Origin of the sequence: Hathewaya massiliensis (genome assembly GCF_902143515.1) — a bacterium.
Classification (GTDB): domain Bacteria; phylum Bacillota; class Clostridia; order Clostridiales; family Clostridiaceae; genus Hathewaya; species Hathewaya massiliensis.
The window spans coordinates 125333-151747 of record NZ_CABFVD010000005.1; the positions used below are offsets into that span (position 1 = coordinate 125333).

30 protein-coding genes, 1 tRNA gene and 1 other RNA gene are annotated in these 26415 nt (G+C 28.2%); 28 read left to right on the forward strand and 4 right to left on the reverse strand.

The window, feature by feature from the left end:
• Positions 1-2 precede the first annotated feature (2 nt).
• The 6 genes from FNZ64_RS10400 (at position 3) to ssrS (ending at position 4444) form a co-directional block, all read left to right on the forward strand.
• Positions 3-644, forward strand: a complete 642-nt coding sequence (locus tag FNZ64_RS10400) for a V-type ATP synthase subunit D (RefSeq protein WP_142414743.1) — start codon at positions 3-5, stop codon at positions 642-644.
• 112 nt (positions 645-756) lie between these two features.
• On the forward strand, positions 757-1110 hold the full coding sequence (locus tag FNZ64_RS10405; RefSeq protein WP_142414744.1) for a hypothetical protein: 354 nt from the start codon (positions 757-759) through the stop codon (positions 1108-1110).
• Positions 1111-1158: 48 nt separating this feature from the next.
• A complete protein-coding gene (gene def / locus FNZ64_RS10410) occupies positions 1159-1626 on the forward strand; it encodes a peptide deformylase (protein WP_142414745.1) in 468 nt (155 codons plus the stop codon).
• 788 nt (positions 1627-2414) lie between these two features.
• Positions 2415-3587 carry an FprA family A-type flavoprotein gene (locus FNZ64_RS10415; RefSeq protein WP_142414746.1) on the forward strand — a complete coding sequence of 391 codons (1173 nt, stop codon included), beginning with the start codon at positions 2415-2417 and terminating at the stop codon, positions 3585-3587.
• A 202-nt stretch (positions 3588-3789) separates the two neighbouring features.
• Positions 3790-4185, forward strand: coding sequence for a hypothetical protein (locus FNZ64_RS10420; RefSeq protein WP_142414747.1), 396 nt, complete (start codon positions 3790-3792; stop codon positions 4183-4185).
• 58 nt (positions 4186-4243) lie between these two features.
• Positions 4244-4444, forward strand: a non-coding RNA gene (gene ssrS / locus FNZ64_RS10425) — 6S RNA.
• 105 nt (positions 4445-4549) lie between these two features.
• Here ssrS and FNZ64_RS10430 read toward each other — a convergent pair.
• Positions 4550-4741: a hypothetical protein gene (locus FNZ64_RS10430; protein WP_142414748.1), complete on the reverse strand. Its 192-nt coding sequence runs from the start codon at positions 4739-4741 to the stop codon at positions 4550-4552.
• Positions 4742-5172: 431 nt separating this feature from the next.
• Here FNZ64_RS10430 and FNZ64_RS10435 point away from each other — a divergent pair, with 431 nt between their 5' ends.
• On the forward strand, positions 5173-6588 hold the full coding sequence (locus FNZ64_RS10435) for an aminopeptidase (RefSeq protein ID WP_185903747.1): 1416 nt from the start codon (positions 5173-5175) through the stop codon (positions 6586-6588).
• A gap of 68 nt (positions 6589-6656) precedes the next feature.
• On the opposite strand, the gene FNZ64_RS10440 is transcribed toward FNZ64_RS10435, so the two are convergent.
• Positions 6657-7487: a PHP domain-containing protein gene (locus FNZ64_RS10440; RefSeq protein WP_142414749.1), complete on the reverse strand. Its 831-nt coding sequence runs from the start codon at positions 7485-7487 to the stop codon at positions 6657-6659.
• A 177-nt stretch (positions 7488-7664) separates the two neighbouring features.
• Between FNZ64_RS10440 and FNZ64_RS10445 the strand changes: the two genes are divergently transcribed.
• From FNZ64_RS10445 to folK, 6 genes are all read left to right on the forward strand, one after another.
• On the forward strand, positions 7665-8264 hold the full coding sequence (locus FNZ64_RS10445; protein WP_142414750.1) for an anthranilate synthase component II: 600 nt from the start codon (positions 7665-7667) through the stop codon (positions 8262-8264).
• Between the two features lie 63 nt (positions 8265-8327).
• Positions 8328-9695 carry an aminodeoxychorismate synthase component I gene (gene pabB, locus FNZ64_RS10450; protein ID WP_142414751.1) on the forward strand — a complete coding sequence of 456 codons (1368 nt, stop codon included), beginning with the start codon at positions 8328-8330 and terminating at the stop codon, positions 9693-9695.
• A gap of 10 nt (positions 9696-9705) precedes the next feature.
• Entirely contained in the window at positions 9706-10473 is a 768-nt protein-coding gene (locus FNZ64_RS10455) for an aminotransferase class IV (RefSeq protein ID WP_142414752.1), read from the forward strand.
• A 12-nt stretch (positions 10474-10485) separates the two neighbouring features.
• Positions 10486-11040 carry a GTP cyclohydrolase I FolE gene (gene folE / locus FNZ64_RS10460; RefSeq protein ID WP_142414753.1) on the forward strand — a complete coding sequence of 185 codons (555 nt, stop codon included), beginning with the start codon at positions 10486-10488 and terminating at the stop codon, positions 11038-11040.
• A gap of 110 nt (positions 11041-11150) precedes the next feature.
• Positions 11151-11960 carry a dihydropteroate synthase gene (gene folP, locus FNZ64_RS10465; protein WP_142414898.1) on the forward strand — a complete coding sequence of 270 codons (810 nt, stop codon included), beginning with the start codon at positions 11151-11153 and terminating at the stop codon, positions 11958-11960.
• 10 nt (positions 11961-11970) lie between these two features.
• Entirely contained in the window at positions 11971-12789 is an 819-nt protein-coding gene (gene folK / locus FNZ64_RS10470) for a 2-amino-4-hydroxy-6-hydroxymethyldihydropteridine diphosphokinase (RefSeq protein WP_142414754.1), read from the forward strand.
• A gap of 115 nt (positions 12790-12904) precedes the next feature.
• Here the strand turns inward: folK and FNZ64_RS10475 are convergent, their stop codons facing one another.
• Complete coding sequence (locus tag FNZ64_RS10475) at positions 12905-13390, reverse strand: DUF4883 family protein (RefSeq protein WP_142414755.1); 486 nt, start codon at positions 13388-13390, stop codon at positions 12905-12907.
• Between the two features lie 123 nt (positions 13391-13513).
• Here FNZ64_RS10475 and FNZ64_RS10480 point away from each other — a divergent pair, with 123 nt between their 5' ends.
• The 11 genes from FNZ64_RS10480 (at position 13514) to FNZ64_RS10515 (ending at position 21630) form a co-directional block, all read left to right on the forward strand.
• Positions 13514-14536 (forward strand): IS6 family transposase, encoded by a 1023-nt coding sequence (locus FNZ64_RS10480; protein ID WP_142414756.1) that lies wholly within the window; start codon positions 13514-13516, stop codon positions 14534-14536.
• Between the two features lie 267 nt (positions 14537-14803).
• The gene (locus FNZ64_RS14710; protein WP_185903748.1) at positions 14804-14941 is read left to right on the forward strand and encodes a CPC_1213 family protein; all 138 of its coding nucleotides are present in this window, start codon (positions 14804-14806) and stop codon (positions 14939-14941) included.
• Between the two features lie 30 nt (positions 14942-14971).
• Positions 14972-15103 carry a hypothetical protein gene (locus tag FNZ64_RS15035; protein WP_279233274.1) on the forward strand — a complete coding sequence of 44 codons (132 nt, stop codon included), beginning with the start codon at positions 14972-14974 and terminating at the stop codon, positions 15101-15103.
• A gap of 14 nt (positions 15104-15117) precedes the next feature.
• A complete protein-coding gene (locus FNZ64_RS14715; RefSeq protein WP_185903749.1) occupies positions 15118-15258 on the forward strand; it encodes a hypothetical protein in 141 nt (46 codons plus the stop codon).
• Between the two features lie 199 nt (positions 15259-15457).
• Complete coding sequence (glsA, locus tag FNZ64_RS10485) at positions 15458-16375, forward strand: glutaminase A (protein ID WP_142414757.1); 918 nt, start codon at positions 15458-15460, stop codon at positions 16373-16375.
• A gap of 109 nt (positions 16376-16484) precedes the next feature.
• Complete coding sequence (gene polA, locus FNZ64_RS10490) at positions 16485-19133, forward strand: DNA polymerase I (protein ID WP_142414758.1); 2649 nt, start codon at positions 16485-16487, stop codon at positions 19131-19133.
• 16 nt (positions 19134-19149) lie between these two features.
• Positions 19150-19752 (forward strand): dephospho-CoA kinase, encoded by a 603-nt coding sequence (gene coaE / locus FNZ64_RS10495; protein ID WP_142414759.1) that lies wholly within the window; start codon positions 19150-19152, stop codon positions 19750-19752.
• Between the two features lie 20 nt (positions 19753-19772).
• Entirely contained in the window at positions 19773-20348 is a 576-nt protein-coding gene (locus FNZ64_RS10500; protein WP_142414760.1) for a lytic transglycosylase domain-containing protein, read from the forward strand.
• A 66-nt stretch (positions 20349-20414) separates the two neighbouring features.
• A tRNA-Leu gene (locus tag FNZ64_RS10505) sits at positions 20415-20501 on the forward strand.
• A 181-nt stretch (positions 20502-20682) separates the two neighbouring features.
• Positions 20683-21117: an endonuclease NucS domain-containing protein gene (locus FNZ64_RS10510; RefSeq protein WP_142414761.1), complete on the forward strand. Its 435-nt coding sequence runs from the start codon at positions 20683-20685 to the stop codon at positions 21115-21117.
• A gap of 144 nt (positions 21118-21261) precedes the next feature.
• Entirely contained in the window at positions 21262-21630 is a 369-nt protein-coding gene (locus tag FNZ64_RS10515) for a hypothetical protein (RefSeq protein ID WP_142414762.1), read from the forward strand.
• A gap of 28 nt (positions 21631-21658) precedes the next feature.
• On the opposite strand, the gene FNZ64_RS10520 is transcribed toward FNZ64_RS10515, so the two are convergent.
• Positions 21659-21973 (reverse strand): helix-turn-helix domain-containing protein, encoded by a 315-nt coding sequence (locus tag FNZ64_RS10520; protein ID WP_142414763.1) that lies wholly within the window; start codon positions 21971-21973, stop codon positions 21659-21661.
• A 265-nt stretch (positions 21974-22238) separates the two neighbouring features.
• On the opposite strand from FNZ64_RS10520, the gene FNZ64_RS10525 reads away from it, so the two are divergent.
• From FNZ64_RS10525 to FNZ64_RS10540, 4 genes are all read left to right on the forward strand, one after another.
• Positions 22239-23417 carry a sensor histidine kinase gene (locus tag FNZ64_RS10525; RefSeq protein WP_185903750.1) on the forward strand — a complete coding sequence of 393 codons (1179 nt, stop codon included), beginning with the start codon at positions 22239-22241 and terminating at the stop codon, positions 23415-23417.
• An 87-nt stretch (positions 23418-23504) separates the two neighbouring features.
• The gene (locus FNZ64_RS10530; RefSeq protein ID WP_142414765.1) at positions 23505-23921 is read left to right on the forward strand and encodes a hypothetical protein; all 417 of its coding nucleotides are present in this window, start codon (positions 23505-23507) and stop codon (positions 23919-23921) included.
• A gap of 141 nt (positions 23922-24062) precedes the next feature.
• Positions 24063-25085 carry a tRNA 2-selenouridine(34) synthase MnmH gene (gene mnmH / locus FNZ64_RS10535; protein ID WP_142414766.1) on the forward strand — a complete coding sequence of 341 codons (1023 nt, stop codon included), beginning with the start codon at positions 24063-24065 and terminating at the stop codon, positions 25083-25085.
• A 12-nt stretch (positions 25086-25097) separates the two neighbouring features.
• Positions 25098-26378, forward strand: a complete 1281-nt coding sequence (locus FNZ64_RS10540) for a M16 family metallopeptidase (RefSeq protein ID WP_142414767.1) — start codon at positions 25098-25100, stop codon at positions 26376-26378.
• Positions 26379-26415: the final 37 nt, after the last annotated feature.

The window sequence follows — 26415 nt, forward strand, 5'->3', positions numbered from 1 at the left end:
AGGTGGCAAAACTTAATGTAAATCCCACCAGAATGGAGCTCACTAAGTTAAAAAAGAGGCTAGTTACAGCTACAAGAGGCCATAAACTTTTAAAGGATAAGCAAGATGAGCTTATGAGAAGATTTATAGACCTTGTAAAGCATAATAACGAACTTAGAAAGAGCGTTGAGGAAGAACTTTCTGGGGCTTTTAAAGATTTCGTTATGGCAAGAGCCTTAATGTCATCAGAGTTTTTAGAAGAAGCTATTATGTATCCTAAAGAGAGTATCTCTGTAGATATTAATAAAAAGAATATAATGAGTGTTAATGTTCCTGAAATGGAGTTTAAAAGAAAACTAGAGGGTGATGGTGGCAGTATTTACCCATATGGTTTTGCAAATACATCTTCAGAGCTAGATGGTTCCTTAGAAAAGTTATATAATATACTTCCTAAGTTATTAGAACTAGCACAAGTTGAAAAATCATGCCAACTTATGGCTGATGAAATAGAAAAGACTAGAAGAAGAGTAAATGCATTAGAGTATATGACTATACCTCAATTACAAGAAACTATCAAGTATATAAAGATGAAGCTTGATGAAAATGAAAGAGGAGCATTAACAAGACTTATGAAAGTTAAATCAATGCTTCAAAAAGAAGCATAATTCAAAAGCTGGGGAAATAATACCTCAGCTTTTCTATTTGAAATGGGTAACATATTATGCTATTATCATAATATGATGTAGTATATGTAAGATGAATTTGGTGGTGATTTAGATGAACTATGAAAGTGAAAGAGTTTTACTTCATGTGGAAACATTATCAAAGGTAAAAACCATATTAAACGAAATAAAAATTTTATCTCAAGATAGGACTGTAAGAGATAAAGTAGATGAAATTTTAGGGATTTTAGACAGAGGAAGCATGAATACCATAAACAAAAAAGAAATGGATGGGGAGGCACTTATAGATATTATTTACAAAAAGATGAAAAAAACTAAGGATAGAGATTTAAATGTAAAGCTATATATGTTATATAGAAAATTAGAAGAAAAACAAATTAGTGAAGAAGAGGCATTAAAATTATATGAAATATATATAAAAACTGAATACAACGACATTTATATTTAGCGGAGTGAGAGGAGGATATATAAAGTTTTCTTTATATAAGATAAGATAATGACAGTAAAAAACATACTAAATTTTAAAAATGATTTATTACACAAGAAATGTGAAAAGGTTAAGGAAATTAATGAGGAAATTTTAGAAATAGTAGAGGATTTAAAAGATACATTATATTCAAGTGATGGTGTAGGTCTTGCAGCTCCTCAAATAGGTATTTTAAAGCGAATAATTTTAGTGGATCTTAGAAATGGTATGGAGGCAGTAATACTAATAAACCCTAAAATTACTTCTGAAAGTGGCAAGGAAACAAGCTTTGAGGGATGTTTAAGTTACCCAGGATATGTTGGGGAAGTTACAAGACCTAAATCCATATGTGTATTTGGAACTAATCTTAAAGGAGAAAAAGTTAATATAAAGGCGCAAGGATTATTAGCAAGGTGTTTTTGTCATGAAATTGATCATTTAGACGGTATAGTATATACAGATAGAACAAGATTTATTTATGAAGAAGAGGAAGAATAGGAGTGCTAATATTTTATGCCTTTTATTCCTAAAGGTATATTTAAATTGCTTCTAGAGTTTTTAAATATGGTTACCTCTTCTTTAAGTTTAATATTATTTTTTATTAATATAATAATATCTTTAAAGGTAAATTGATTAAACTTTTTTGTGCTTTTATAATTTTCGAAAACTTCTATGCAAATACTTTTGCTTATTCCTGAGCCTCATCCAATACAAGTAAATTTAGAATCTATAACTATAAATTTAAAATTATTTGTATTCATAAAATCAAGTACATCTTTAGTCAATACAACCATTTGATCACCTCATTGTATTATAGTATTATAAATTAATTTTTTAGGTATATTTTAGATATTTTACGTTTAGATAGGTTACATATTATATATTATGCTAGGTTTAAATTATTGAGATATTGAAAAAATTATCTTAAACCTATATTAAAGCCTATATGTAAGTAATGGATATAGTATATTAAGTAACATATTATACTTAAATATATAGTGTGTCAAGAGAGAGTTATGTTGATATAATTTGTATATAATAAATAAAGTTATTGCTTTTAGGATTAGAGTTACTCCAGTCCAAGCTTAGAAATTTTTGTACTAGGATTATTTCATATAATACATTGTTTTAAATAAAATGGATATAAATAGAGTATGGTAATAGGATAAATGTAAACACTGTTTTTATCAGTTGAAAATGATTTTCTGCTATGTTAGAATTATGTATAGGGTATGTAATTTTAATTGAATTTTAAGTTAATAGCAATTGTATTAAGGAGGTATATTATGACTTGTAAGGAGCTAAAAAAGAATATTTATTGGGTGGGTGTAGAAGACCCTAATTTAAGAGTCTTTGATATAATAATGGAGACTAAAAAGGGGACCACTTACAATTCTTATTTAATTGAAGATGAAAAAATAGCTATTATAGATACAGTAAAGGATGGCTTTTTCGAAGAGTTTATTGATAATATAAAAGGGGTTATAGGAGATAGGAAAGTAGATTACATTATAGTACAGCACACTGAGTTAGACCATAGTGGATCTTTAAAAAAACTTTTAAACATATATCCTGAGGCAGAAGTTGTTGGATCTAAAGCTGCTATAAATTATTTGAAAGAAATAGTAAATAAAGATTTTAAGTTTAAATACGCAGAGGAAGATTTAGTTTTAGGCAATCATACACTAAACTTTATTTCAGCTCCTAATTTGCATTGGCCTGATACAATGTTTACTTATGTAAAAGAAAAAGAAATACTATTTACTTGTGATGTAATGGGGTGTCACTATTGTCCTAAGGGCTGTATAACAGATGCATGCTCAGGGGATTATTTTGAGGAAATGAAATATTATTTTGATGTAATAATGGGACCTTTTAAGAAATTTGTAAATCTTGCATTTGATAAAATAGAGGGTTTAGATTTTGATATGGTAGCTCCAAGCCACGGTCCAGTTCATGTAGATGATGTAGAAAAATACATGAAGTTTTATAGACAGTGGGCTAAGGTGGAAGAAATTGAAGAAAAAAATGTCCAAATTTTCTATATTTCTGCTTATGGAAATACAGAGGAAATGGCTAAATATTTATGCGAGAACATAAATAAAAAAGGTATAAAGGCAGAGGTTCATGAAATAACCTCTAAAACTAGTGAAGAATTAATTACTCTAGTTGAAAAAGCTTCAGGAATTATTGTAGGATCTCCTACTATAAATCAAGATGCAGTAAGACCAGCCTGGGATTTACTTTCATCTATATGTCCAATTACTAATAGAGGTAAAGCTGCTGCGGCTTTTGGCTCTTATGGTTGGAGTGGTGAAGGGGTAGGGATGATTACAGAAAGATTAAAAGGCCTTAAATTTAAAGTGGTGGAACCAGGCTTTAGATTTAAGTTTGTTCCAGATACTAAGGAGTTTAGGGAAGCGGATGAATTTGTAGAAAAATATATTGAATTATTATAATTTTTAATAAAAAACAGTTTAAATTTGTAACAAAAATAGTATAATATAAATTAAAGGGAGTAAAGTTACTCCCTTTAATTTATCTATAATTTCTAATTACTTATAGTCTATATGTCTATTTAATTAGGTACACTCCAAAAGCAAATTAAATTTATTAGTTTAGGTTTTATACGGTAATTATATTTAAATTGGGAGGAAAATAATGAACTGTAATATAATTGACTATCTAAAAGATAATGACTTAGATAACATAAAGGAGATTAAAATATCTGAAAAGGATATCTTTGTTTTAAAGTTTGACTATTATTTTGATTCCTTAGAGATTGAAGGAGCTGAAGCTTATGCAGAGGAAGAAGCTGAGGAATTAGCATCAGATGAGGAATTTTATGAAGACTTTGTATTACCATATTTAAGTGACACAGCAGTAGATAATGTTGAGGATATAGTAATAGATATATCAGAAGAATTAGACCTTGAGTATCAATTAATAAGTTTTGACATAGATGTGGAGGAAAATAATTATAACACTTTTATAGTTGCTTTTTATGAAAAGGATAAAGATTTTGACTTAGAAGATTATATAACAGAAATAATATAAATAAGGCATTACCAAAAATTAAGTATTGAAACATAGGAAAAATATGATATAATAATTACAAAGCCTGAGATGTACGAATAACTTATAATGTTCAACCGACAGAAGATATACGGGATTTTCAATATTCTTTTGGATGTCAAGCTCCACTTTAACAGTATTGTTTTAGCATTATGGAGAAGACAAGAAGAAAGATGAGAAGAACCCACCTGCTAAGACGGCGGGTATTGAACATATAAGGGAACGGCATTTTGGGTAGTACATATGAATAAATGCTTTTAAGTTGTATTTTAAAAAAGAATATTTTTATATGTAAATAAGTGTCCATAGATTTTTCTATGGACACTTTAATTTTAGTCTATACTTATTATGCAGCTAGCTTTGTGTGTTTGTAATTTTTAGTCATTTTTAATTTCTGGTATCTTGAAATATACTTGTCCAATTTTTCACTCAACTTTAATACTCCTAAATTATTAGTTGGTATAAAGGCAAGTAAAAAATCTAGTATTTTCTTGAAGACTTTGATTTTTACCTTTAAGAAAAACATACCATTATTCATTTTTAATGACCCCTCTCTTAAAATAAATAAAATAAAATAAATTTAAATTAAATTATGGAATAGTTTTATATTTTGCTCTATATAATATATTTTAATATATATTAATTATAGGCAATAATCTTATAAATATATTCTACCAAAAAAAATAGCATTTGTTAAAATCTTTCAGTAGATAAAATCTTATCTTTCTCGTCAAAGTATAACATTATTAGTCAAAATAAAATAAAAAAACTAATTTACATATTTATACATTAGTCTTAAAGTGTTGAAAAATGGTCATTGTAATTAAATGTAAATGTCGAAATGATTTTTAAAATTCATAATCGATAGTATTTTAACAAAAATCTTTTATTTTCTGAATAATATGTTTGAACTTTTGTGAAATATCTAGTAAAATAGTTTTAGAGTTAAAAATTAAGGGGGGCTAAGAAATGGCTGAAAAAATGGAACTTAAAAATTTAGAGAAAAAATTTGACCTAGCTTGGGACAAGTATAACAAGAAAGATTTAGAAGATGTTCAAGCGTTATCATCAAGATATATAGACTTTATGTCTTTATGTAAAACTGAAAGAGAATGTGTTGATGAGTTTATAGCTTTAGCTGAAAAAAAAGGTTATAAAAACCTTGAAACCTTAGTAAAAGAGGGAACTAAGTTAAATGCTGGGGATAAGGTATATGCTAATTGCATGGGCAAAAGTTTAGTTTTATTCTTAATCGGTTCAGATCCTATTGAAACAGGTTTAAGGATCTTAGGAGCACACATAGACTCTCCAAGATTAGACTTAAAACAAAATCCACTATATGAAGATTCTGATTTAGCATTCTTAAAAACTCACTATTATGGTGGAATTAAAAAATACCAATGGGTTACATTACCACTTGCAATTCACGGAGTATTTGTTAAAAAAGATGGTACAGTAGTTAAGGTTGTAATAGGTGAAGATGATAATGAGCCAGTAATAGGTATTTCAGATTTATTAATTCACTTATCTGCAGATCAAATGCAAAAAACTTTAGCTAAAGGTATAGAAGGTGAAGAATTAAATGTTTGTATAGGTTCTATGCCAGTAGAAGACAAAGATGCTAAAGAAAGAGTTAAGTTAAATGTGTTAAGATTATTAAATGAAAAATATGGAGTAACTGAAGAAGACTTTATATCAGCAGAATTAGAAGTAGTTCCAGCTGGAAGAGCTAGACATTATGGTCTTGATAATTCAATGGTTATGGCTTATGGACATGACGACAGAGTATGCTCATATACTTCATTTGAAGCTATGCTAGAAGTTGAAAGTTCAGATAAGACTTGCGTAACTTTACTTGTAGATAAAGAAGAAGTTGGAAGCATAGGTGCTACAGGAATGCAATCTAAATTCTTCGAAAATGCTTTAGCTGAAGTTATAAATTTAAAAGAGGATTACAGTGATTTTAAATTAAGAAGATCACTTTCAAACTCAAAAATGTTATCTTCAGATGTTAGCGCTGCATATGATCCAACATTTGCATCAGTTTATGAAAAGAAAAACACTGCTTTCTTTGGTAAAGGTATAGTATTTAATAAATATACTGGGGCTAGAGGAAAAGGTGGATGTAACGATGCTAACGCTGAATACTTAGCTCATTTAAGAAATATATTAGATAAACATAACGTTTCATGGCAAACAGCTGAACTTGGAAAGGTTGACCAAGGTGGTGGAGGAACTATAGCTTACATCCTTGCACAATATGGAATGGAAGTTATAGACTCAGGAGTAGCATTACACAGCATGCATGCTCCATATGAAATTGCAAGCAAAGCTGATATATTTGAAACTTACAGAGCTTACAAAGTGTTCTTAGAAGAAGCTTAATACAATTATTAATAAAAATAAAACCTTCTTAAAATTTTAAGAAGGTTTTACTTTTTATTTAACAAATATTAATCGTTATTTAAGGCTATTAGAAAATCATTTAAAGGATCACCACTTAGGGTACAGTTGCCTAAATATCCGTGTCTTTTATCTCCATCTATGCCATGATAGTCAGAACCAGCTGTATAAACCCAGTTCTTATCTTCACAGATACTTATATATCTATTAAAATCATTTTTCTTATTTAGAGGATAATTAGCTTCTAATCCATCTAAGTCTAAATCTAAAAATTTATCTAAAGGACTTTTATTTATAAGCACTGGATGAGCAAGTATTCTAAGGGCATTATGTTTTTTTAAGATTTTTAGACCTTCCTCTAAAGTAATAGTATCGTTTGGCACATAGGCTGGGCTTTCTTTTCCTAAATACACGTCAAATATATGTGAAAAATCATTGTCATATCCAGCATTTTGTATTGCTTTTGCTATATGTGGTCTTGCTAAGGTTCCCTTAGATTGCTTTATAAGATTATTAAAATCTATATTGATATTAAAGTATATTTTAAGTCCTTCTAAAATCTTTCTTCCTCTTTCATATCTACTTTCTTTTATTTCTTGTAATAGATTTAAAAAATCCTTATCCATAAAAGAATCATCTTTAAAGTACCCTAAAAGATGTATACTTTCTCCATTAAATTTTGTGGTAAGTTCTATACCAGGAATTACTTTTAAGTTATATTTGGATTGAAGGTAGATAGCCTTCTTTACAGAGTCTACAGTATCATGATCTGTAATACTTATTATATCTAAATCTCTTTCTTTAGCTTTTATCATTAACTCTTCTACTTCTAATGTACCATCTGAGGCAATGGTATGCATGTGTAAGTCCGCTTTAATCATTTAAAACACCTCTTTTCAACTAGCCTATATTAAACTATTTTATCTCTATTGGTAAGATATTTGTATCTGTATATAGGTTGTATTTTAAAACATAATGTGACATAATTTATTATATCATATATAAATTAAAATTATTAATTAGTAAAAATTTTTCTCAAAATATATAAGGGTGATTACATGTATTTATTAATTGACAACTATGACTCTTTTGTTCATAATCTTTTTATGTATTTTAAAGAATTAGGTCAAGAGGTCATAATATATAGAAATGATGAAATAGAAATTGAAGATATAAGAGCTTTAGATCTTAAGGGGATAATAATTTCACCAGGACCTAAGGATCCACGGGATACTGGAATTTGTTTAAAAGTCATAGAGGAATTTAAGGGGAAGATACCCATACTTGGCATATGTTTAGGACATCAAAGTATAGCTTATAGTTTTGGCGGAAAAATAATAAAAGGAAAAGCTCCAATGCATGGTAAAGTATCTTCCATAGAACATATAGGTAAAGGTGTATTTAAGGGGTTGAAGTCACCTTTGAAAGTTACAAGATATCACTCTCTCATAGTGGAAAAGTCTAGTATTCAAAGGAGTTTTATCATAACAGCTATATCAGAAGATGGTGTTATTATGGGGATTAGGCATAAGGAGTATTTTTTGGAAGGGCTTCAATTTCATCCAGAAGCTGTTTTAACAGAGTATGGCCATAGTATGATTAAAAACTTTATTGATGAAAGTTGTGATTATTGGAATAATAATCAAAGTGAAATTTAGAAGTTTGATTTATTGAAATTTCATATATAATATACAATATAAAAAGTAGGGGGCTTAGGAATAGTGTTATTAAAAGAGTTAAATACTAATCTTAGTTCAGAGAAGATATACGAAATATTTAAAGATGAAATTGATAGTGCCTTTTTGGATAGTTCTATGGTAGAGGATAATTTAGGTGAGTTTTCCTTTATAGGATTAAATCCTTTTAAGAGGGTTAGATTAGAAAAACATAAGGTTTATATAAATGATAGGGAAACTAAAGAGAATATATTTAAAGTTTTAAAGACAATAACAGATAAATATAAATTTAAAAATAATACAGAAATTCCTTTTATATCAGGGGGGATTGGTTATTTATCTTATGATTTTGGAAGAACACTTGAAAAGTTTTCAGATACAGCAAAAGAAGAGGTGGATATTCCTCTTTATATCTTTAATTTTTATGATAACTTAATAATTTTTGATCACATTAAGCATAAGAAGTATATATCTTCATTAGGTATATTAGAGGAAGAAGAGGAAAGTGTTAGAAAAGTATTAGAAAGAATACAAGAATACGAGCTTAAAGAAAATCATAAGGAAGAACATATAGAAATAAATCATAATTATAGGATTGAGGAATTCACATCTAATTTTACTAGAGAAGAATATGAGGAAACTGTAGAGAAGGTTAGAAAATATATAGAAGAAGGGCATATTTATATTACTAATTTTACACAAAGGTTTTTAAAGGAAGTTAAAGAAGAACCCTATAATATATATAAGAAACTAAGATTTTTAAGTCCAGCACCCTTTGCAGCTTACTTAAACTATGGGGATTTTAAAATACTAAGTTCATCTCCAGAGCGTTTTATAAAGATAGAAGATAAAATAGTTCAGACTAGACCTATAAAAGGGACAAGACCTAGGGGAAAAACTAGAGAAGAAGATGAAAATAATAAAGAGGAACTAAAAAATAGTGAAAAGGATAGGTCTGAATTACTTATGATTGTAGACCTTGAGAGAAATGACTTAAGTAAGGTTTGCACTGAGCATAGTGTAAAGGTTGCTGAACTATTTGAAATTGAAGAGTATAGTACAGTATTTCATTTAGTATCAACTATAAAAGGAAGGCTTAAAGAAGATAAAGATTGTATAGACTGTATAAAGGCTACTTTCCCAGGAGGGTCTATTACAGGTGCACCTAAAATACGATCTATGGAAATTATAGAGGAATTAGAAGGTTTAAAGAGAAATATATATACAGGGGCTATAGGATATATTGGTTTTGATGGAAACTGTGATTTTAATATTATAATTAGAACTATATTATATAAGGATAATGTTGCTTATTTTGGAGTAGGTGGTGGAATCACCTATGAATCAGAAAAAGAATTTGAATTTGAGGAAACTCTTCATAAAGCTAAGGCAATAATGAAAGCTTTAAGTTAGGAGTGAAGTTATGTATATTATTAATGAAGAAGTTTTAGAAAATCCAAAGATAAATTTAGATGAGGGTTTCTTTTTCGGTGGTGGAGCCTTTGAAACTATACTTTTAAATGGAAATAAGCCTATCTTATTAAAAGAACATTTAGAGAGGCTGAACAATTCACTTAAAAAACTTTTTATAGATAAAAAAGTTGAAGAAGATTATATAATATCCTTAATAAAAGCGGGAAACTTTGAAAATTGTGCATTAAAAGTTGTTGTTTCTAAGGATAATATAGTAGTGTGTAATAGAGAGGTTTCATATAAGGAGGAGCATTATGAGGAAGGCTTTTCTTTAAAAATTGGTGATATTAGGAGGAATCCATATTCACATACAACTTATATAAAGAGTTTAAACTATTATGATAATATTATAGAAAAGAAAAAATCAAAAGAAGAAGGTTATGATGAAGTTATTTTTTTGAATACAGAGAATAAATTAGCAGAGGGAGCAACTACAAATTTATTTTTCATTAAAGATAAAAAAATATGCACCCCTGCCATGCAATGTGGTATATTACCAGGAGTTATTAGAAATTATTTAATTCACAATTTAAAAGAGATGTATACCTTGGAAGAAGGGGTTTATACCTTAGAAGATTTATTTTCTTCTGATGGAGTTTTTTTAACCAACAGCATTCTAGGAGTTATGAAGGTTAAATCCATAGAAGGACGTTTTATTATAAATAATTCAAAAGTCAACGAAATAAGGGAACTTTATATGAAATCCTTAGAACTTTAAAGGAGTGATTTTATGGCAGATAAAGAGAAAATCAAAGAAGCAGTAAAAACTATAATAGAAGCTGTAGGTGAGGATGTAAATCGAGAAGGGTTAAAAGAAACTCCAGATAGAATAGGGAGAATGTATGAAGAAATATTTAGTGGATTAAATGAGGATCCTAAAATTCATCTAAGCAAAACCTTTAATGTGGATAATGACAATTTAGTCATAGAAAAAGATATTCATTTTTATTCTATGTGTGAACATCATTTCCTTCCTTTCTTTGGTAATGCGCACATAGCCTATATACCAAATGGAAAAGTAGTAGGTCTTAGTAAACTTGCTAGAACAGTAGAGGTTTTTGCAAAAAGGCCTCAGCTTCAGGAAAGGTTAACTGAGCAAATAGGAAATGCACTATTAGAAAACTTAGAATGTAAAGGTGTTATGGTAATTATAGAGGCTGAGCATTTATGCATGAGCATGAGAGGTATTAAAAAGCCTGGAAGTAAAACAGTTAGTATGTTTATAAGAGGAAGTCTAGAAAAAGATATAGATATGCAAAATCATATATTAAATCTTATAAAATAAAAAAATTTAACCTTTAAATAAGATCATTTTTAACATTGATATAAATATTTAATGTTAATACAAATATTTAACATTAAGCAAATAGAAGGTGAATGTTTATGGCTAAGGAAATGAAAATAGGAAATAAAACCTTTAACATAGGAAAAGAAACCTATATAATGGGTATTTTAAATGTAACACCAGATTCTTTCTCAGATGGTGGAGAGTTTAACAATATTGAAAGAGCTGTAATTCATGCAAAAGAGATGATAGTAGAAGGGGCCACAATTATAGATATAGGTGGTGAATCTACCAGACCAAATCATACACCTGTAGGGGAAGATGAAGAGATAAAACGAGTAATTCCTATAATAAAGGCTATTAGGCAGGAACTAGATATTCCTATATCTATAGATACTTATAAAGGTAGAGTTGCAGAATTTGCCTTAGAAGCCGGTGCTAACCTTATAAATGACGTATGGGGATTTAAAAGAGATCCTAAAATAAAAGAAGTCGCAGCTTATTACAATGTGCCTTGCTGTTTAATGCATAATAGAGAAAATATGGATTATAAAGACTTTTTAAAGGATGTAATACTAGATCTTAAGTACTCTGTGGATTTAGCTTTAAAAGCAGGGGTAAGTGAAGAAAATATAATTTTAGATCCAGGTATTGGCTTTGCTAAGACTTTAGAGCATAACTTATTGTTTATGAATAACTTGGATATATTAAAAAAGGAATTTTCTTATCCAGTATTACTAGGAACTTCAAGAAAATCAATGATTGGAAAAACCTTAGATCTTGAAGTTTCAGAAAGATTAGAAGGAACAATTGCAACTACGGTAGTAGGTGTTATGAAAGGCTGCGATTTTATAAGAGTTCATGATGTACGTGAAAATTATAGGGCAGCTAAAATGACCGATGCAATTTTAGGAAGATAGGAGATAAAGCATGGATAAAATTACAATAAAAGATCTTGAAGTCTTTGCAAACCATGGATATTTTAAAGAAGAAAAAGTACTAGGACAAAAATTCCTAATTTCTTTAGAAGTTGGTTTAGATTTTCAAAAAGCTGCTAAGGAAGATGACCTTAAGGAAACAGTTCACTATGGTATACTTTGTGAAGATGTGGAAAGGGAATTTAAAAGAGAAACCTTTGATTTAATTGAAAAAGCAGCACAATATACTGTAGACTTTATTTTAAATAAATATCCAGAAATAATGAAGATAAAACTTGAAGTAAAAAAACCTTGGGCTCCTATAGGAAAACCTCTTAAATATGCAGCAGTATCAATAAAAAGAAGAAGATCAAAAGCTTACATTGCCATGGGATCTAACATGGGAGATAAAGAGGAAAATCTTAAGAGGGCTATAAAACTTATAGGAGAATCAAATCATACAAGGATTAAAAAAACATCTAAGTTTTACTCTACAAAGCCTGTAGGATATATAGAACAAGATGATTTTCTAAATGGTGCATTAGAAGTAGAAACTACTCTTTCTATAATAGAACTTATAGAGTTTTTACTTTCTGTAGAGAAAGAATTAAAGAGAGAGAGAATAATAAAATGGGGTCCTAGAACCTTAGATTTAGATTTGCTTTTATATGGAGATAAAATAAGCTCTATAGAAGAAGCTGTAGTACCTCATCCAAGAATGCATGAGAGAATGTTTGTTATAGAACCATTATGTGAAATAGCACCCTATGCACTTCATCCCCTATTAAATAAGAGGGTTTGGGAGATAAAAGAGGAACTTACAAAAAAATAAAAACTTAAAGGAGCTGTTGCACTAATGTAGCAGCTCCTTTGAATTTAAAAAGGTTGTTCATATTCATTTAAAAAAGTATTAATTTAACAGACTCTTTAGTTTTAAAATAAAAATTTTATTTTTTATTATTAGATATTACATATTCACAGAGATTAAAAATATTATAAGAGGTATACGTATCTTTCATAGTTATGTAGTCTTTTTCATAATCTCCATCCCAAGGATAAAGAGAAAGGTAGTTATTGTTGTAAACATCTAATACATATTTCTCATGATTAAAGGTTATAAATAATTTATATTCAGGTGCTTCTGGTAAGTCTTTGGGTTTTTCTGTAAAGTTATCTTTTTTTAAGTATTTAAAAAATTTCCTTAAAGTAAGTACTTCACCTTCGTTTAACCTTTGACCTTTATAAAAATTTAGGTATAAAACATTAACTTCTATTGGGTCTTCTTTTTTAAAAGAACTAAGCATCTCATCAGTATAGTGAGATATGGAAGGTTTCTTTTTTTCAAGTATTGAATTAGGTATCTTTATGTAACAACCAGTTAAAAGCAGAGAAAATACCAATAAAATAGGAATTATATATTTAAATTTTTTCATAGTTTCACTCCTTTTATAAAAATACGATCTGTTAAGTTATATGAACATTGCTCTTCTCAACCATAAGAAATATAATAAGTTTGCTTACAACCAAATATCCCCCATGAAAAGGAGAGAAGAACAATGAACAAAACAAATGTAAAATGCCCTCGTTGCCATTCTGATAAACTATATAAATTCGGATTGGATAAGCAGGCTAATCAAAAATATCAATGTAAAAAATGTAAACGTCAGTTTGCACCCGACTCCGTCACTACTAAGTCGAAATGTAACTATCCAAGATGCCCTAAGTGTGGTAAAGCAACTTATCTGCACCATAAATATAAACACTATAATAGATATAAATGTGGTGATAAAAAATGTAACCATGTAATTGTTCAACATCATAACCTCAATATAGATATAGCTTCTAGCGAAGCTGTCTCAGGATCTCTTTCTATTAAGGGAATGAGATTCTCACTACATACCATTTTAACTGCTTTAACTTTGTATTTTTTAAATAACTCATCAACAAGAGCAATTTCACAATTTCTATTAGTTTCATCCAACATAAAAGTCTCACATGTTACTATAGCTAATTGGACTAATAAGTTTGCTCCTTACTTTAAAGCCAAGGCTGATAAATTTAAAACTAATTTAAATTTACAATCTGACGATTGGCATGCCGATGAAACGGTAGTTTTCATTAATGGTGAACGTTATTATTTATGGTTAGCTATTGACTCTGAAACACGATTTGTTTTAGCATTTCATCTAACAAAATCACGTAGTGAGGATTCTGCATTTACACTAATAAATCAAGCTAAACAATTTGGAACTCCCACAAACTTTATAACCGATAGGCTACCTTCATATAATCAAGCTGCAGCGAAGCTATTAAATGAGAGTAAACATGTGCCTGTTGCCCCTATGTCTAGCGACATAACTAATAACTTAATAGAGTCTTTTAATAAAACATTTAAAGCATGGTATAAAGCTAAAAAAGGTTTTAATTCTTTTGAGAAAGCAAATAATTTAATATCTTTATTTATCTTTCACTATAATTTTATTAGACCTCATGGTTCACTAAATAAGCTAACTCCTGCTGAAGTGGCAGGATTCCAAAGCGATAATTTAAATAAATTTTCTTGGTTTGTAGCTGCTTAATCTTTATTAATATCTTTGATTAACCTGCAAAAATCCGCATTATTGCAGGTTTGTTTGCCATACAATAAAATAATCAAATTTATATAGTTTTTAAAGAACGAGTAATTCTACGAAATATTAAGCTCTTTTTTCATATCAGCTTAACAGATTCTAAAAATAAATGCTATATTTAAAATTATGAATTAATCTATAACATTATTACTAAAAGTTACTGTAGAATAAAACACACTAAAAAGCATAAGCTATATTCGAAAGGGGAGTTTAAACATGGATAATAAAATGAGAGATACTAAACAAAATAAAACACAAGATGGTAAGTTTAAAAAGAAGAATATAAAACACGGAAGAAAAGAAAGTGCTAGAGCAGTATTTAATGAACCTAACCCAGAAGATATAAGAATGTAGATTAAAATTATAGAAGGTAGGTAAATTAATATGACATATAATAAGAGAGAAAATAGAAAAGCAAAAAAATCTAAAACAAGAAGCGATAAGCCTGTAACTATAGAAGATCATCAAATTGAAAAACATAAATCTAAAGGTGTAATAAGAGCAGAAGAATATTAAAGGAGTGTAGGATTATGAGCAAAGGTGACTATGAAAAAAATAGAATTAGTAGTAAACATGTAGAAGCAAATAAACCTAATAGTTCTAAGGATAAAAAGGGTAATAAAAAACTTCCTCCATTGTATGAAAACTTTAATGGAGAAAAACTTGAATAGTATTTTAAATATAGAATATAAATGCATATTCTAAACTTAAATGTATTTTATAAGTAAATATTTAAATTTCTTAAGTAATAGACCTCTTCATATATTAATTTGAAGAGGTCTATTTTGCATCAATGTGTTTACACTTATAATTTTAGATATTATAATGAAGAAGAGAAAGAAGAGTTTAACATAAGAGGGTGGGGATAATATGCAAAGAATACTAGATACTATTATAGATAATAATAGAAAATGGACTAAAGAGGGGAAAGTAGCTTCATATATTCCAGAGCTTACAAATGCCAATGGAGATGCTCTAGGCATATGTGTTACTACCTTAGATGGAGAAGAATACTTTGCTGGAGATTTTGAAACAAAATTTACAATACAAAGTATTTCAAAAGTAGTTACCCTAATGCTTGCTATATGTGATAACGGCAAAGATTATGTTTTTTCAAAAGTTGGTATGGAACCTACAGAAACAGGATTTAATTCAATTACAAATCTTGAGGTACATAATCATAATAGACCTTTAAATCCTATGATAAATGCTGGTGCAATTGAGGTTGTATCCTTAATCGCAGGTAGTTCTGCAGAAGAAAAGTTTGAAAGAATATTAAAGTTTACCAAAAAAATAACTGGAAATGACCAAATAGATATAAATGAAGAAGTATATAAATCTGAAAAGGCAACAGGTGATAGAAATAGGGCCTTAGCTTATTATATGAAAAGTACTGGATCCATGGAGGGAGAAGTAGAGGAAATATTAGATGTATATTTTAAGCAATGCTCAATTCAAGTTACTTGTAGAGATATATCTAGAATTGCAGCTACTTTAGCAAATGCTGGTGTCATGCCCTGGAATAATGAAAGAGTAGTATCTAGAGAAGTTGCTAGGATAATTAAAACCATAATGGTTACTTGTGGAATGTATGATGAATCAGGTAATTTTGCAGTACATATTGGAATACCCGCAAAAAGTGGAGTTGGTGGGGGAATTTTGGCAGCAGTACCTAGAAGAATGGGCATAGGCGTAGTTGGACCAGCTTTAGATAAAAAAGGTAATAGTATAGGTGGGATAAGAGTTTTAGAAGAATTATCTAGGGAATTAGATCTTAGTATTTTCTAAAAAAATTGCTGTCTTTAAATTTTACAAAGACAGCTTTTTTTTATATTTGATGGATTAAGGGGAATAATATATAATAATTTATATATGCCTAAAGAAAGGAAGTAGAGAGTTGAACAGAGAAAGATTAGTTATATTAGATGGAAATAGTTTAATGTATAGAGCCTTTTTTGCTATGCCGGACCTTACTAATTCAGAAGGACTACATACAAATGCTATATATGGGTTTATAAGTATGTTACTTAAAATAAAAAGTGAGTTTAAACCGGACTATATAGTAGCAACCTTTGATAAAAAAGCTCCAACTTTTAGACATAAAGAATATGAAGAGTATAAGGCAGGAAGAAAAAAAATGCCTTCAGAACTAAGGGAACAAATTCCACATTTAAGGGAATTTTTAAAAATGTATGCCATAAGTATTTTTGAGATTGAAGGGTATGAAGCAGATGACTTAATAGGTACTCTGTCTGTCTTTGCAGAAGAGCAAGGTATGGAAGTTTATGTTGTAACCGGGGACAAAGATGCACTTCAACTTGCTACAGACAATGTAAATATAGTGCTAAATAAAAAAGGAATAAGTGAAGTAGAAGTTTACAATAGAGAGAGAATAATAAAGGAAATGGAAGTTACTCCAAAAGAGTTTATAGATGTTAAAGGTCTTATGGGAGATAAGTCTGACAATATAAAAGGTGTTCCTGGAATTGGAGAAAAAACTGCATTTAAGCTTATAAAAGAATATAAATCCATAGAGAATTTATTAGAAAACATTGATAATTTAAGTGGAGCAAAACTTAAAGAGAATTTAGTAACATATAGAGAACAAGCTATTTTAAGTAAGAAACTTTCAACTATAGTTACTCATGTGCCTATAGATATAGATATGAGTTTAATAAAATCCAAGGAAGAATTAGATCTTAAGGGTATAGAAGAGTTATTTTTAAGACTTCAGTTTAAATCTTTTTTAAAGAAGTTACCGGAATTTGAGAATAGAGAAGTGATTTTAGAAGAAGAACCCCAAGATCTTAAGGAAGAAAAAGTTGAGGGGAAGAATTTAAAAGAATATACTATATTGCAAGTAGATAAATTAAAGGATTTAGAGAACGTAAACATAAAGGGAGAGATGTATCTTACTTATACCTTAGAAAATGAAAATGTATTGTCCAATATGGAACTTTCTACTATAAATCTTTTAGTTGATAAGAATATAATAAAAATAAATTACAAAGCCTTAAAACAAGAAGATGAAAATAAAGCAAAATATTTATTAGAAGGTATATTTAGTGAAGAAAATAACATAATAACTCATGGTGTTAAAAACTTATATACTTATATGAAAAAGATAAATCTAGAAGGTAGAATTGTAGAATTTGATACAGAAATAGCTGCATATTTAATAGACCCAGGAAAAAAGGGATATGAGTTAAAATCTTTAGAAGAAAGTATCCTTCATGTGAATTTTGAAGAAAACCTAGAGGAGTTAAAACTTTTATATTTAAAAGATATCTATAAATATTTTAAAGAGGAAGTAAAAAAATTAAATATGGAAGAACTATTATATAAAGTAGAAATACCACTAACTTTTGTTATATCTTCTATGGAGTATGAAGGTTTTAGAATTGATATAGATATACTTAATGATCTAGGAGAAAAATTTATATCAGAAATAAATAAAATAGAAGAAGAAATATATAATCTTTCAGGTGAAGAATTCAATGTAAAATCCCCAAAACAACTAGGAAAAATTTTATTTGAAAAACTAGACTTGCCTGTTATAAAAAAGACTAAGACAGGATATTCTACAGATGCAGAGGTTTTAGAGGCTTTAAAAGATAAGCATGATATAATAGAAAAGGTAATTTATCATAGACAACTTTCAAAATTATATTCAACATATATAGAAGGGCTTAGAAATGTAATTGATAAGGATAATAAAATACATTCAAGTTTCAACCAAACTGTTACTACAACAGGTAGACTATCAAGCACAGAACCTAACCTTCAAAATATACCTATAAAATATGCTATGGGAAGAGAAATAAGAAAAATTTTTGTGCCTTATGAGGAAGAGTCTCTTATACTATCAGCAGATTATTCTCAGATAGAGCTTCGAGTTTTAGCTCATATATCAGGGGATAAGAAATTAATAGAGGCTTTTAAAAATCATAGTGATATTCATAGCAAAACAGCTTCTGAGGTGTTTAAGGTTCCACTTGAGGAAGTCACACCACTTATGAGAAGTAATGCAAAAGCTGTTAACTTTGGTATAGTCTATGGCATAGGTGATTTTAGTCTTGCAAAAGATATTAATGTAGGGAGAAAAGAGGCAAAACAATATATAGATACCTATTTTGAAAGATATCCAAAGGTAAAAGAATACTTAGATAGAACTATACTAGAAGCTAAAGAAAATTTAATGGTTAAAACTATTTTAAATAGAGGAAGGTTTATCCCGGAAATTGGGGCTTCTAAAAAAATGATAGTTGCCTTGGGAGAGAGGCTTGCAATGAATACTCCAATACAAGGCAGTGCAGCAGATATAATAAAACTTGCCATGGTTAAGGTTTATAATGAATTAAAAGATAGGGGATTAAAATCAAAACTTATACTTCAGGTTCATGATGAACTTATATTAAATGTTCATAAAGATGAATTAGATGAAGTTACGAACATAGTAAAAGAAAGCATGGAAGGTGCTATAGAGCTTAATGTACCTTTAGAAGTTGATATAAATATAGGTTCTAATTGGTATGAGGCTAAATAAGCTTTAAGGTGAAATTATGATTAAAATAGGACTTACAGGTGGAATTGGAAGTGGTAAAAGTACCATTTCCTCCTACCTTTTAAAAAAAGGTGTTACTGTTATTGATGCAGATAAAATAAGTAGAGAAATATATAATATATATCCTAATTTAAAAAATGAAATTAAGAATTCTTTTGGAGAAGAATTTTTAGATGAAAAAGGAAATTTAAAAAGAAGAGAATTAGGGAATTATGTATTTAAATTTAAGGGAAAGAGAAAAAAATTAGAACACATAGTGATGCCATATATAAAGAAAGAGATTTTCATAAGATTAAAAAGTTATGAAGAGAATGGTGTGGAAGTATGTATATTAGATGCACCTACATTAATTGAGAATAATCTGCATAAAAAAATGGATGTAAATATATTAGTATATGTTGACATTAAAACTCAAGTAAGTAGAGTTATGAAGAGAGATAATCTAAGCTATGAAGATACCTTAAGACGCATAAATGCGCAACTACCATTAAAAAAGAAAAAAAAGAAAGTGCAGTATATTATAGATAACAGCGGTGACGTTAAAGATAGCTTTTTACAATTAGAAGAAGTGTTAAATGATATACAAGAAAAATATAAATAAGAGAAAGGTATGGGGGATTTATGAGAAAAAAGTTAGCCTTAATTATTTTCTTAATTATAGCAATTATAATTGGTGCATTATACATAAATAAAAAACAAATTCAAAAGAAGATGTATCCAACTACATATTTAGAAACCATATTAGAAAACTCTAAAAAATATAACTTAGATCCTTATCTTGTTTTAGCAGTAATAAAGGCAGAAAGTGATTTTCATGTGGAGGCTGTATCTAATCAAGATGCAAGAGGGCTTATGCAAATAACTCCAGATACAGGAAAATGGATATGGGAAAAGATGGGCTTTAAGAATTTTCAGGGAGATGAGCTTTTTGATCCTCAAACTAACATAAAAATGGGTTGTTGGTATTTAGATAACCTTAGCAAAGAGTTTAACAGTAATAGGGTTCTAGTTTTAGCAGCTTATAATGGCGGAAGAGGAAATGTTAATAAATGGCTTAAAGATCCTTCACTATCTAAAGATGGTAAAACTTTAGATACTATACCCTTTAAAGAAACTGATGAGTATGTTAAAAAAATAAAAGTGAATTATGAAATGTATAAAAAAATATATAGTTCTTTAGAAGAAGGAAAAAAATAATTATATTGACATTAAGGTAAAAGGTAAGCTATTATATGTATGTAAAATAATTTTTAGCTACCTTATGCAGATGTGGCGAAATCGGCAGACGCGCTATCTTGAGGGGGTAGTGGAGGTATCTCCGTATGGGTTCAAGTCCCATCATCTGCACCATATAAAAAAGACATCAAAATTGATTTTGATGTCTTTTTTAATATTAATTATTTTTTTAATATTAATATAGGAATTTATTAAAAAAGTATGTTAGAATATATGTAGATATAAGAGTATAAGGATAATTACATAATTTATATAAATCCTTTAATTTATTATTTTAAGGAGTTGAAATATTCATATGAATAAAAAGAAATTTAAAGGAAAAGAATCACTAATAACTTTAGAAAGCTACTTAAGAGAATTTATAGTAGAAAATTTAGATACAATAAATATAGGTGGGAAAGCATTAAAAATATATGAATGTGAGGATGGAACTACAGGCATAGGTTTAAATACAGATGTAGGGGTTATAGATGTACTAGCTACAGATGAAGAAGAACATTTTGTTGTGTTTCACCTTAGAATGAATAAGGCTAATGAAGCAACTTTGGGACAAACACTAAAATATATGGGATGGGTTAAAAATAAATTAGCATCTGATAAAAAAGTTTTGGGGATTATTGTATCTAGAGAATTTGATAAAAATTTAAAATATGCAGTAACTCAAGTAGAGAATGTGAACCTATTCCAATATAAAGTAGAATTTAATATGGAGCCCGCTGATATTGAATAAGCTATAAGAAAAAAATTAACTTCAGGTTATGTGTTACTTGAAGTTAATTTTATATAACAATATATTTGTTTATTTATGTATTTTAAAGATATACTTAACTTTAAAATAAAAAAGTAGTATAATAAAAAGAAAAGGGGAATTGTAATGATAAAATTTGAGAGAAATGTTGATCCAGTATTAATAAGAGATAATAAAGATTTACTCTATAAAAATTTAAAATTATTCGAAGAAAAATTAAATTCTGTACACGAAGAAAGTGAGCACACATTTAACATGGATGAATGCTCAGTAGATTTTTCGAACTATTCAAACAACTCATACAGTGTAAAAATGAAAAATAGTAAATTTATAATAACTGTATATGAGAATAGAGAAGAAAAAAATAGTAATGAGTATGATTTAGATGAATTTTATAAATTAAAAGTTTTAAGCAATTTCCAAATTTGCGAAGTTCTTTATGAAATATATTCTAAATTAGATGATATAATCAAGTTTAATCTTTGTATGGAGTAAAGATTAATGGATATCCTGGGGATATCCATTAATCTTTCTTATAATATACCTTTGAAAAATCAATATTTAAATCCATTAAAACTTCGGTACTCATATTAAGAAGTTTTAAATAAATATCATAAGATACTAAACCCTCTCCAGTTAATATCCACTCCATGGAAACCCCTAAGATCACTGATAGTTTATATAAACTTAAGGTATCAGGGATTCTATAACCATTAACATAATTACTTAGAGCATTTTTAGAAATATTAGCTTCTCTAGACACTTGTATTTGTTTTAAATTACTCATTTTTATGACTGATTGTAATCTTTTATCAACATTAATAAATTGGATCTTCATAATCTCACTCCTAAAATATTAAAATATTAAAATGAACAGTTAAGTATTTCTTAACTTTATTGACTTAGTTCTCATTTGTGGTAAAATTAATTTATAAAGGTTATGAATTGATAATTATCCTAACTTAACATATTTTATAATATAAAGGAAAGTTATCATTATTATACATATTAATTGTTTATAAGTATAATAAGAAATTATCATTATTATACTTAATTTAATTTTTTTATATAAGTGGTATTTAACCATGAAAGGGGTAATAGTTATGGAATTTAACTTAGTAAATGGAGGGACTACTAGATTAAGAAATAATATTTTTAATGAAGATATAAATAAAACACTAGATTTTTTGCAAATTCCTATTTTTATAACTATAAATGATAATATAATTGTGTATGGTAACGAAATGTTTTTTAAAACTTTAGGAAAAAACTTTAGGGAATTTAGGTTAAACCTTAATATGTGGGATATATTTTGTGAGTGTAGAAAAAAAATTGATTTAGAAGAGGATATATATAAAGTAAAAGATAAGGAGAGCTACGTAATAGTAAAGACAAAGGAGCTTTACATAGGGAACCAGATGTATGTTTTGAATATTGTTGAAGATTGCACCTGTAGAGTTAAGCTTTTAGAAAAAAACAAGGAAGTGGAGGAGAGCTTGAGATTTAATAAATATAAAAGTGAATTTCTTGTAAATATTTCTCATGAGCTGAAAACACCCTTAAATATAATATTAGCTTCTATACAATTATTAGAGAAAACATATGAAAATGGAGCATCACAGTATAATAAAATATTAAAAAAATATCTAAGTACTATGAAGCAAAACTCTTATAGATTGGTGAAACTTATAAATAATCTAATAGACCTAAATAAAATTGATGCAGGATTTTTAACTATGAATTTTAAAAAACATGATGTGGTTAAAGTGTTTGAAGATATAACCTTATCCGTTGTAAATTATGCAGAACTTAAGGATATAAATTTGATTTTTGATACAAATATTGAAGAACTATATGCGTATATAGATGCTGATAATATGGAGAGGGTATTATTAAATTTGTTATCAAATGCAATAAAACATACTGAAAGTGGTGGACATATTTATGTTACTTTAAAGCATGATGAAGAGAACTTTAAAATCTACGTAAGGGACACAGGGAGTGGCATAGAGGAAAAATTGCTTAATAATATATTTGAAAAATATAATCAGGGTAGTAGTTCTTTCAATAAAATACATAGCAGTGGAGTTGGATTATCCTTGGTAAAGCATATTGTAGAAGCTCATAAGGGATACATAGAGGTAGAGAGTGAAGTTGGAGTTGGGAGTAACTTTATAGTTACTATACCTATTATAGATAGGGTGGAAGTAAGGTCAGAACCTAATATTATAAGGGAAAGGAATGTAGAAATTATAAACATAGAATTTTCTGATATATATTAGTAAGATACATAAAAAATAAAATATAGTAGCTAGATTATATATAGTTGCATATAAAGATTATATAAGCAGTAATTTGGGAGTGATATTGTGAAAGAAATCTTGCTTCAATATATGCTAATTATTTTTCTAGTTATTGGAATTGGCTATTTATTATATTTATTAAAGGACAGGGGAATGGAACTTTATGAAGATTATTTTGGACTTACTTATGCAATTTTAAATACACTACAAAGTGATGAGAGAGGTAGGCAAAATATAAAAAGGATTTTAAGAACCGTAGGAGAGGCTGTAAGATTTATAGAGATAGAATACTTTAACGAATCCAATGAGAAAAAAGAGACAGAGGCAGTAAAACTAGTTTATGAACTTCTACAAGAAGATGGTTTTGAAAGTCCTATAGATGAACAAAGTATAAGATATATTATAAGGATAAGTTCAGCAATGTTACCATGTAAAAAGGAAATAGCAGAACTAAAGCAATTAGATGAAAATAATAAATCATAGCATTAAAATATTTACTATATAAAATTGCAGAGTTTTTATTAACTTTGCAATTTTTATTTTTTTGTGGTATTATAAATAGCTATCGTATAGAGAATAATAATTATAGATATCAATAGTTAAAATTTATCCGGGGGTTATAAGATGCTTCAATTAATAGAATATAAAGATGTGCGAGATGAAGATATATTAATAGATGTTAGAAGTCCTAAAGAATTTGAAGAAAATAAAATAAATGGTGCTATAAATATACCAATTTTTAATGATGAAGAAAGAATATTAATAGGAACTTTGTATAAGGAGGATGTAGAAAAGGCAAAGAAAGAAGGGGTGAAGATTGCTTCATCAAAACTACCTGAAATCTTTGATGAAATATTAGAACTATATAAGAGTCATAAGAGACTAGTGTTTTATTGTGCAAGAGGTGGCATGCGAAGTGGAGTTATATCTTCTATGATAGGAGCCCTAGGACTAAAAGTATATAAGATTAAGGGTGGATATAAGGAATATAGAAAGTATATTATAGAAGATTTGCCAAGATTAAATAAAAATCTAAATTATATTGTATTACATGGGAATACAGGGGTTGGAAAGACTAAGATTCTTAAAAGATTAGAAGAATTAGGCTGTGATGTTTTGGATCTTGAGGGGTGTGCAAATCATAGGGGATCAATTTTAGGAAGCGTTGGTTTAGGAAAAGCAAGTACTCAAAAACAATTTGAATCTAATGTTTATCATAATTTAAAAAAAATAAAAAGTGCATATATTTTGGTAGAGGCCGAAAGTAAAAGAATAGGAAATGTATTTATACCTGATTATATTCATGATAAAATGAAATGTGGAACTCATATATTTTTAGATGCACCTATGGAGTTTAGAAAAAATATAATTTTAGAAGAATACTTAAAAACAGAAAACTCAAAAGAGGAAATCTTAAAATGCTTAGTAAGGTTAGAGAAGTATATATCTAAAGAAAATATAAGTAGGTATAAGTGCTTAGTAGAAGAAGGGCAATTTGGAGAAGTTGTAGAGGAACTTATGATAAAATATTATGATCCTATGTATACGCATACTTCTAAAAAATATGATTATAGTCTTGAGCTTTATATTAATAATTTAGAGAATACCATAGAAAGTATATATAATTTTTACAAAAATATTTTTTAATAAGGTGGTTTTATGAAAAAAGTTGTTTTTAAAAATGGACTTACATTTATTTATAAGCATGTAGAAAATAATTTGACTTCTTTTTCTATAGCCTTTGAAGCAGGGGCTAATTTAGAACTAAAAGAAGAGGAATATGGATTAAGCCATGCAGTTGAACATATGGTTTTTAAAGGAACAGAAAATTTTACTGAAGAAGAAATAAATAAAACTTTAGATAGGGTTTTTGGATTTAATAATGCCATGACTAATTTCCCCTATGTTATTTACTATGGAACTCTACTATCTCAAGATTTTGAGGAAGGGTTTAAACTTTACTCAGATATAGTATTAAATCCAAGTTTTCCTGAAGAGGGATTTAAAGAAGAAATAGAAGTAATTATAGAGGAACTTAAAGAATGGAAAGAAGATGTACATCAGTTTTGTGAAGATGAATTATTATATAATGCTTTTAATCAGAGAAGAATAAAAGAACTGATAATAGGAAATGAGAAAAATTTAAGAAATATGACACTTCATAGTATAAAGAATTTTTATGATAAATATTATAGGGCTAATAATTGTGTTATTTCTGTAGTATCTTCCTTAGAATTTGAAAGAGTATTTAATATAGTAAAGAGTATATTTGGAAGTTGGGATAAGGTATTAACAGATGAAAATCCCTATATTAGGGGTGAAAATATTTATGAAGATAATAAGGAAGGTATATTTGTAAAGAATATAGAAGGATTAGAAGGTTCAAAAATACAAATTTTATTTCCTATTCATGAATTAACAGAGGAGGAAGTAAAAGTTCTTAGGGTGTTTAATGTAGCTTTTGGTGAGGGAACCAGTGGTATATTATACGATGAAATTAGAACAAAAAAAGGACTTGCCTATGAGGTAGGAAGCACTATTAAAAATGAAAAAGGAATAAAAGTATATAAGATATATCTTGGTACATCTAAGAATAAAACTATGCAAGCAATCTCTATTATAAAAAATAAAATTGAGGAAGTTAAAGAGAAAAGGGGATTTTTTACAGAGGAAAAGATAGACCAGTTAATAAAATCCTTAGAATTAAAAAGAAGTATAGCTCTTGAGAAGTCAATTGTTCAAAGTATGAATTTAGCCCTATATGAACTTATGTATGGAAATAGGGATGAACAAGATTTAGATAAGGAATATATTTTAAACAACTCATATAATTCTCCTCTATACTCTGAGCTAAGGAATTTAAGTGAAATTAATGAGGAAATGATTTTATCTACCATAAACAAAGTATTCAAGAATGCTACAATTCAAATATTAGCTTAAATTAAATTGAATTTTAGAAAGCTTTTATGAGTTATTT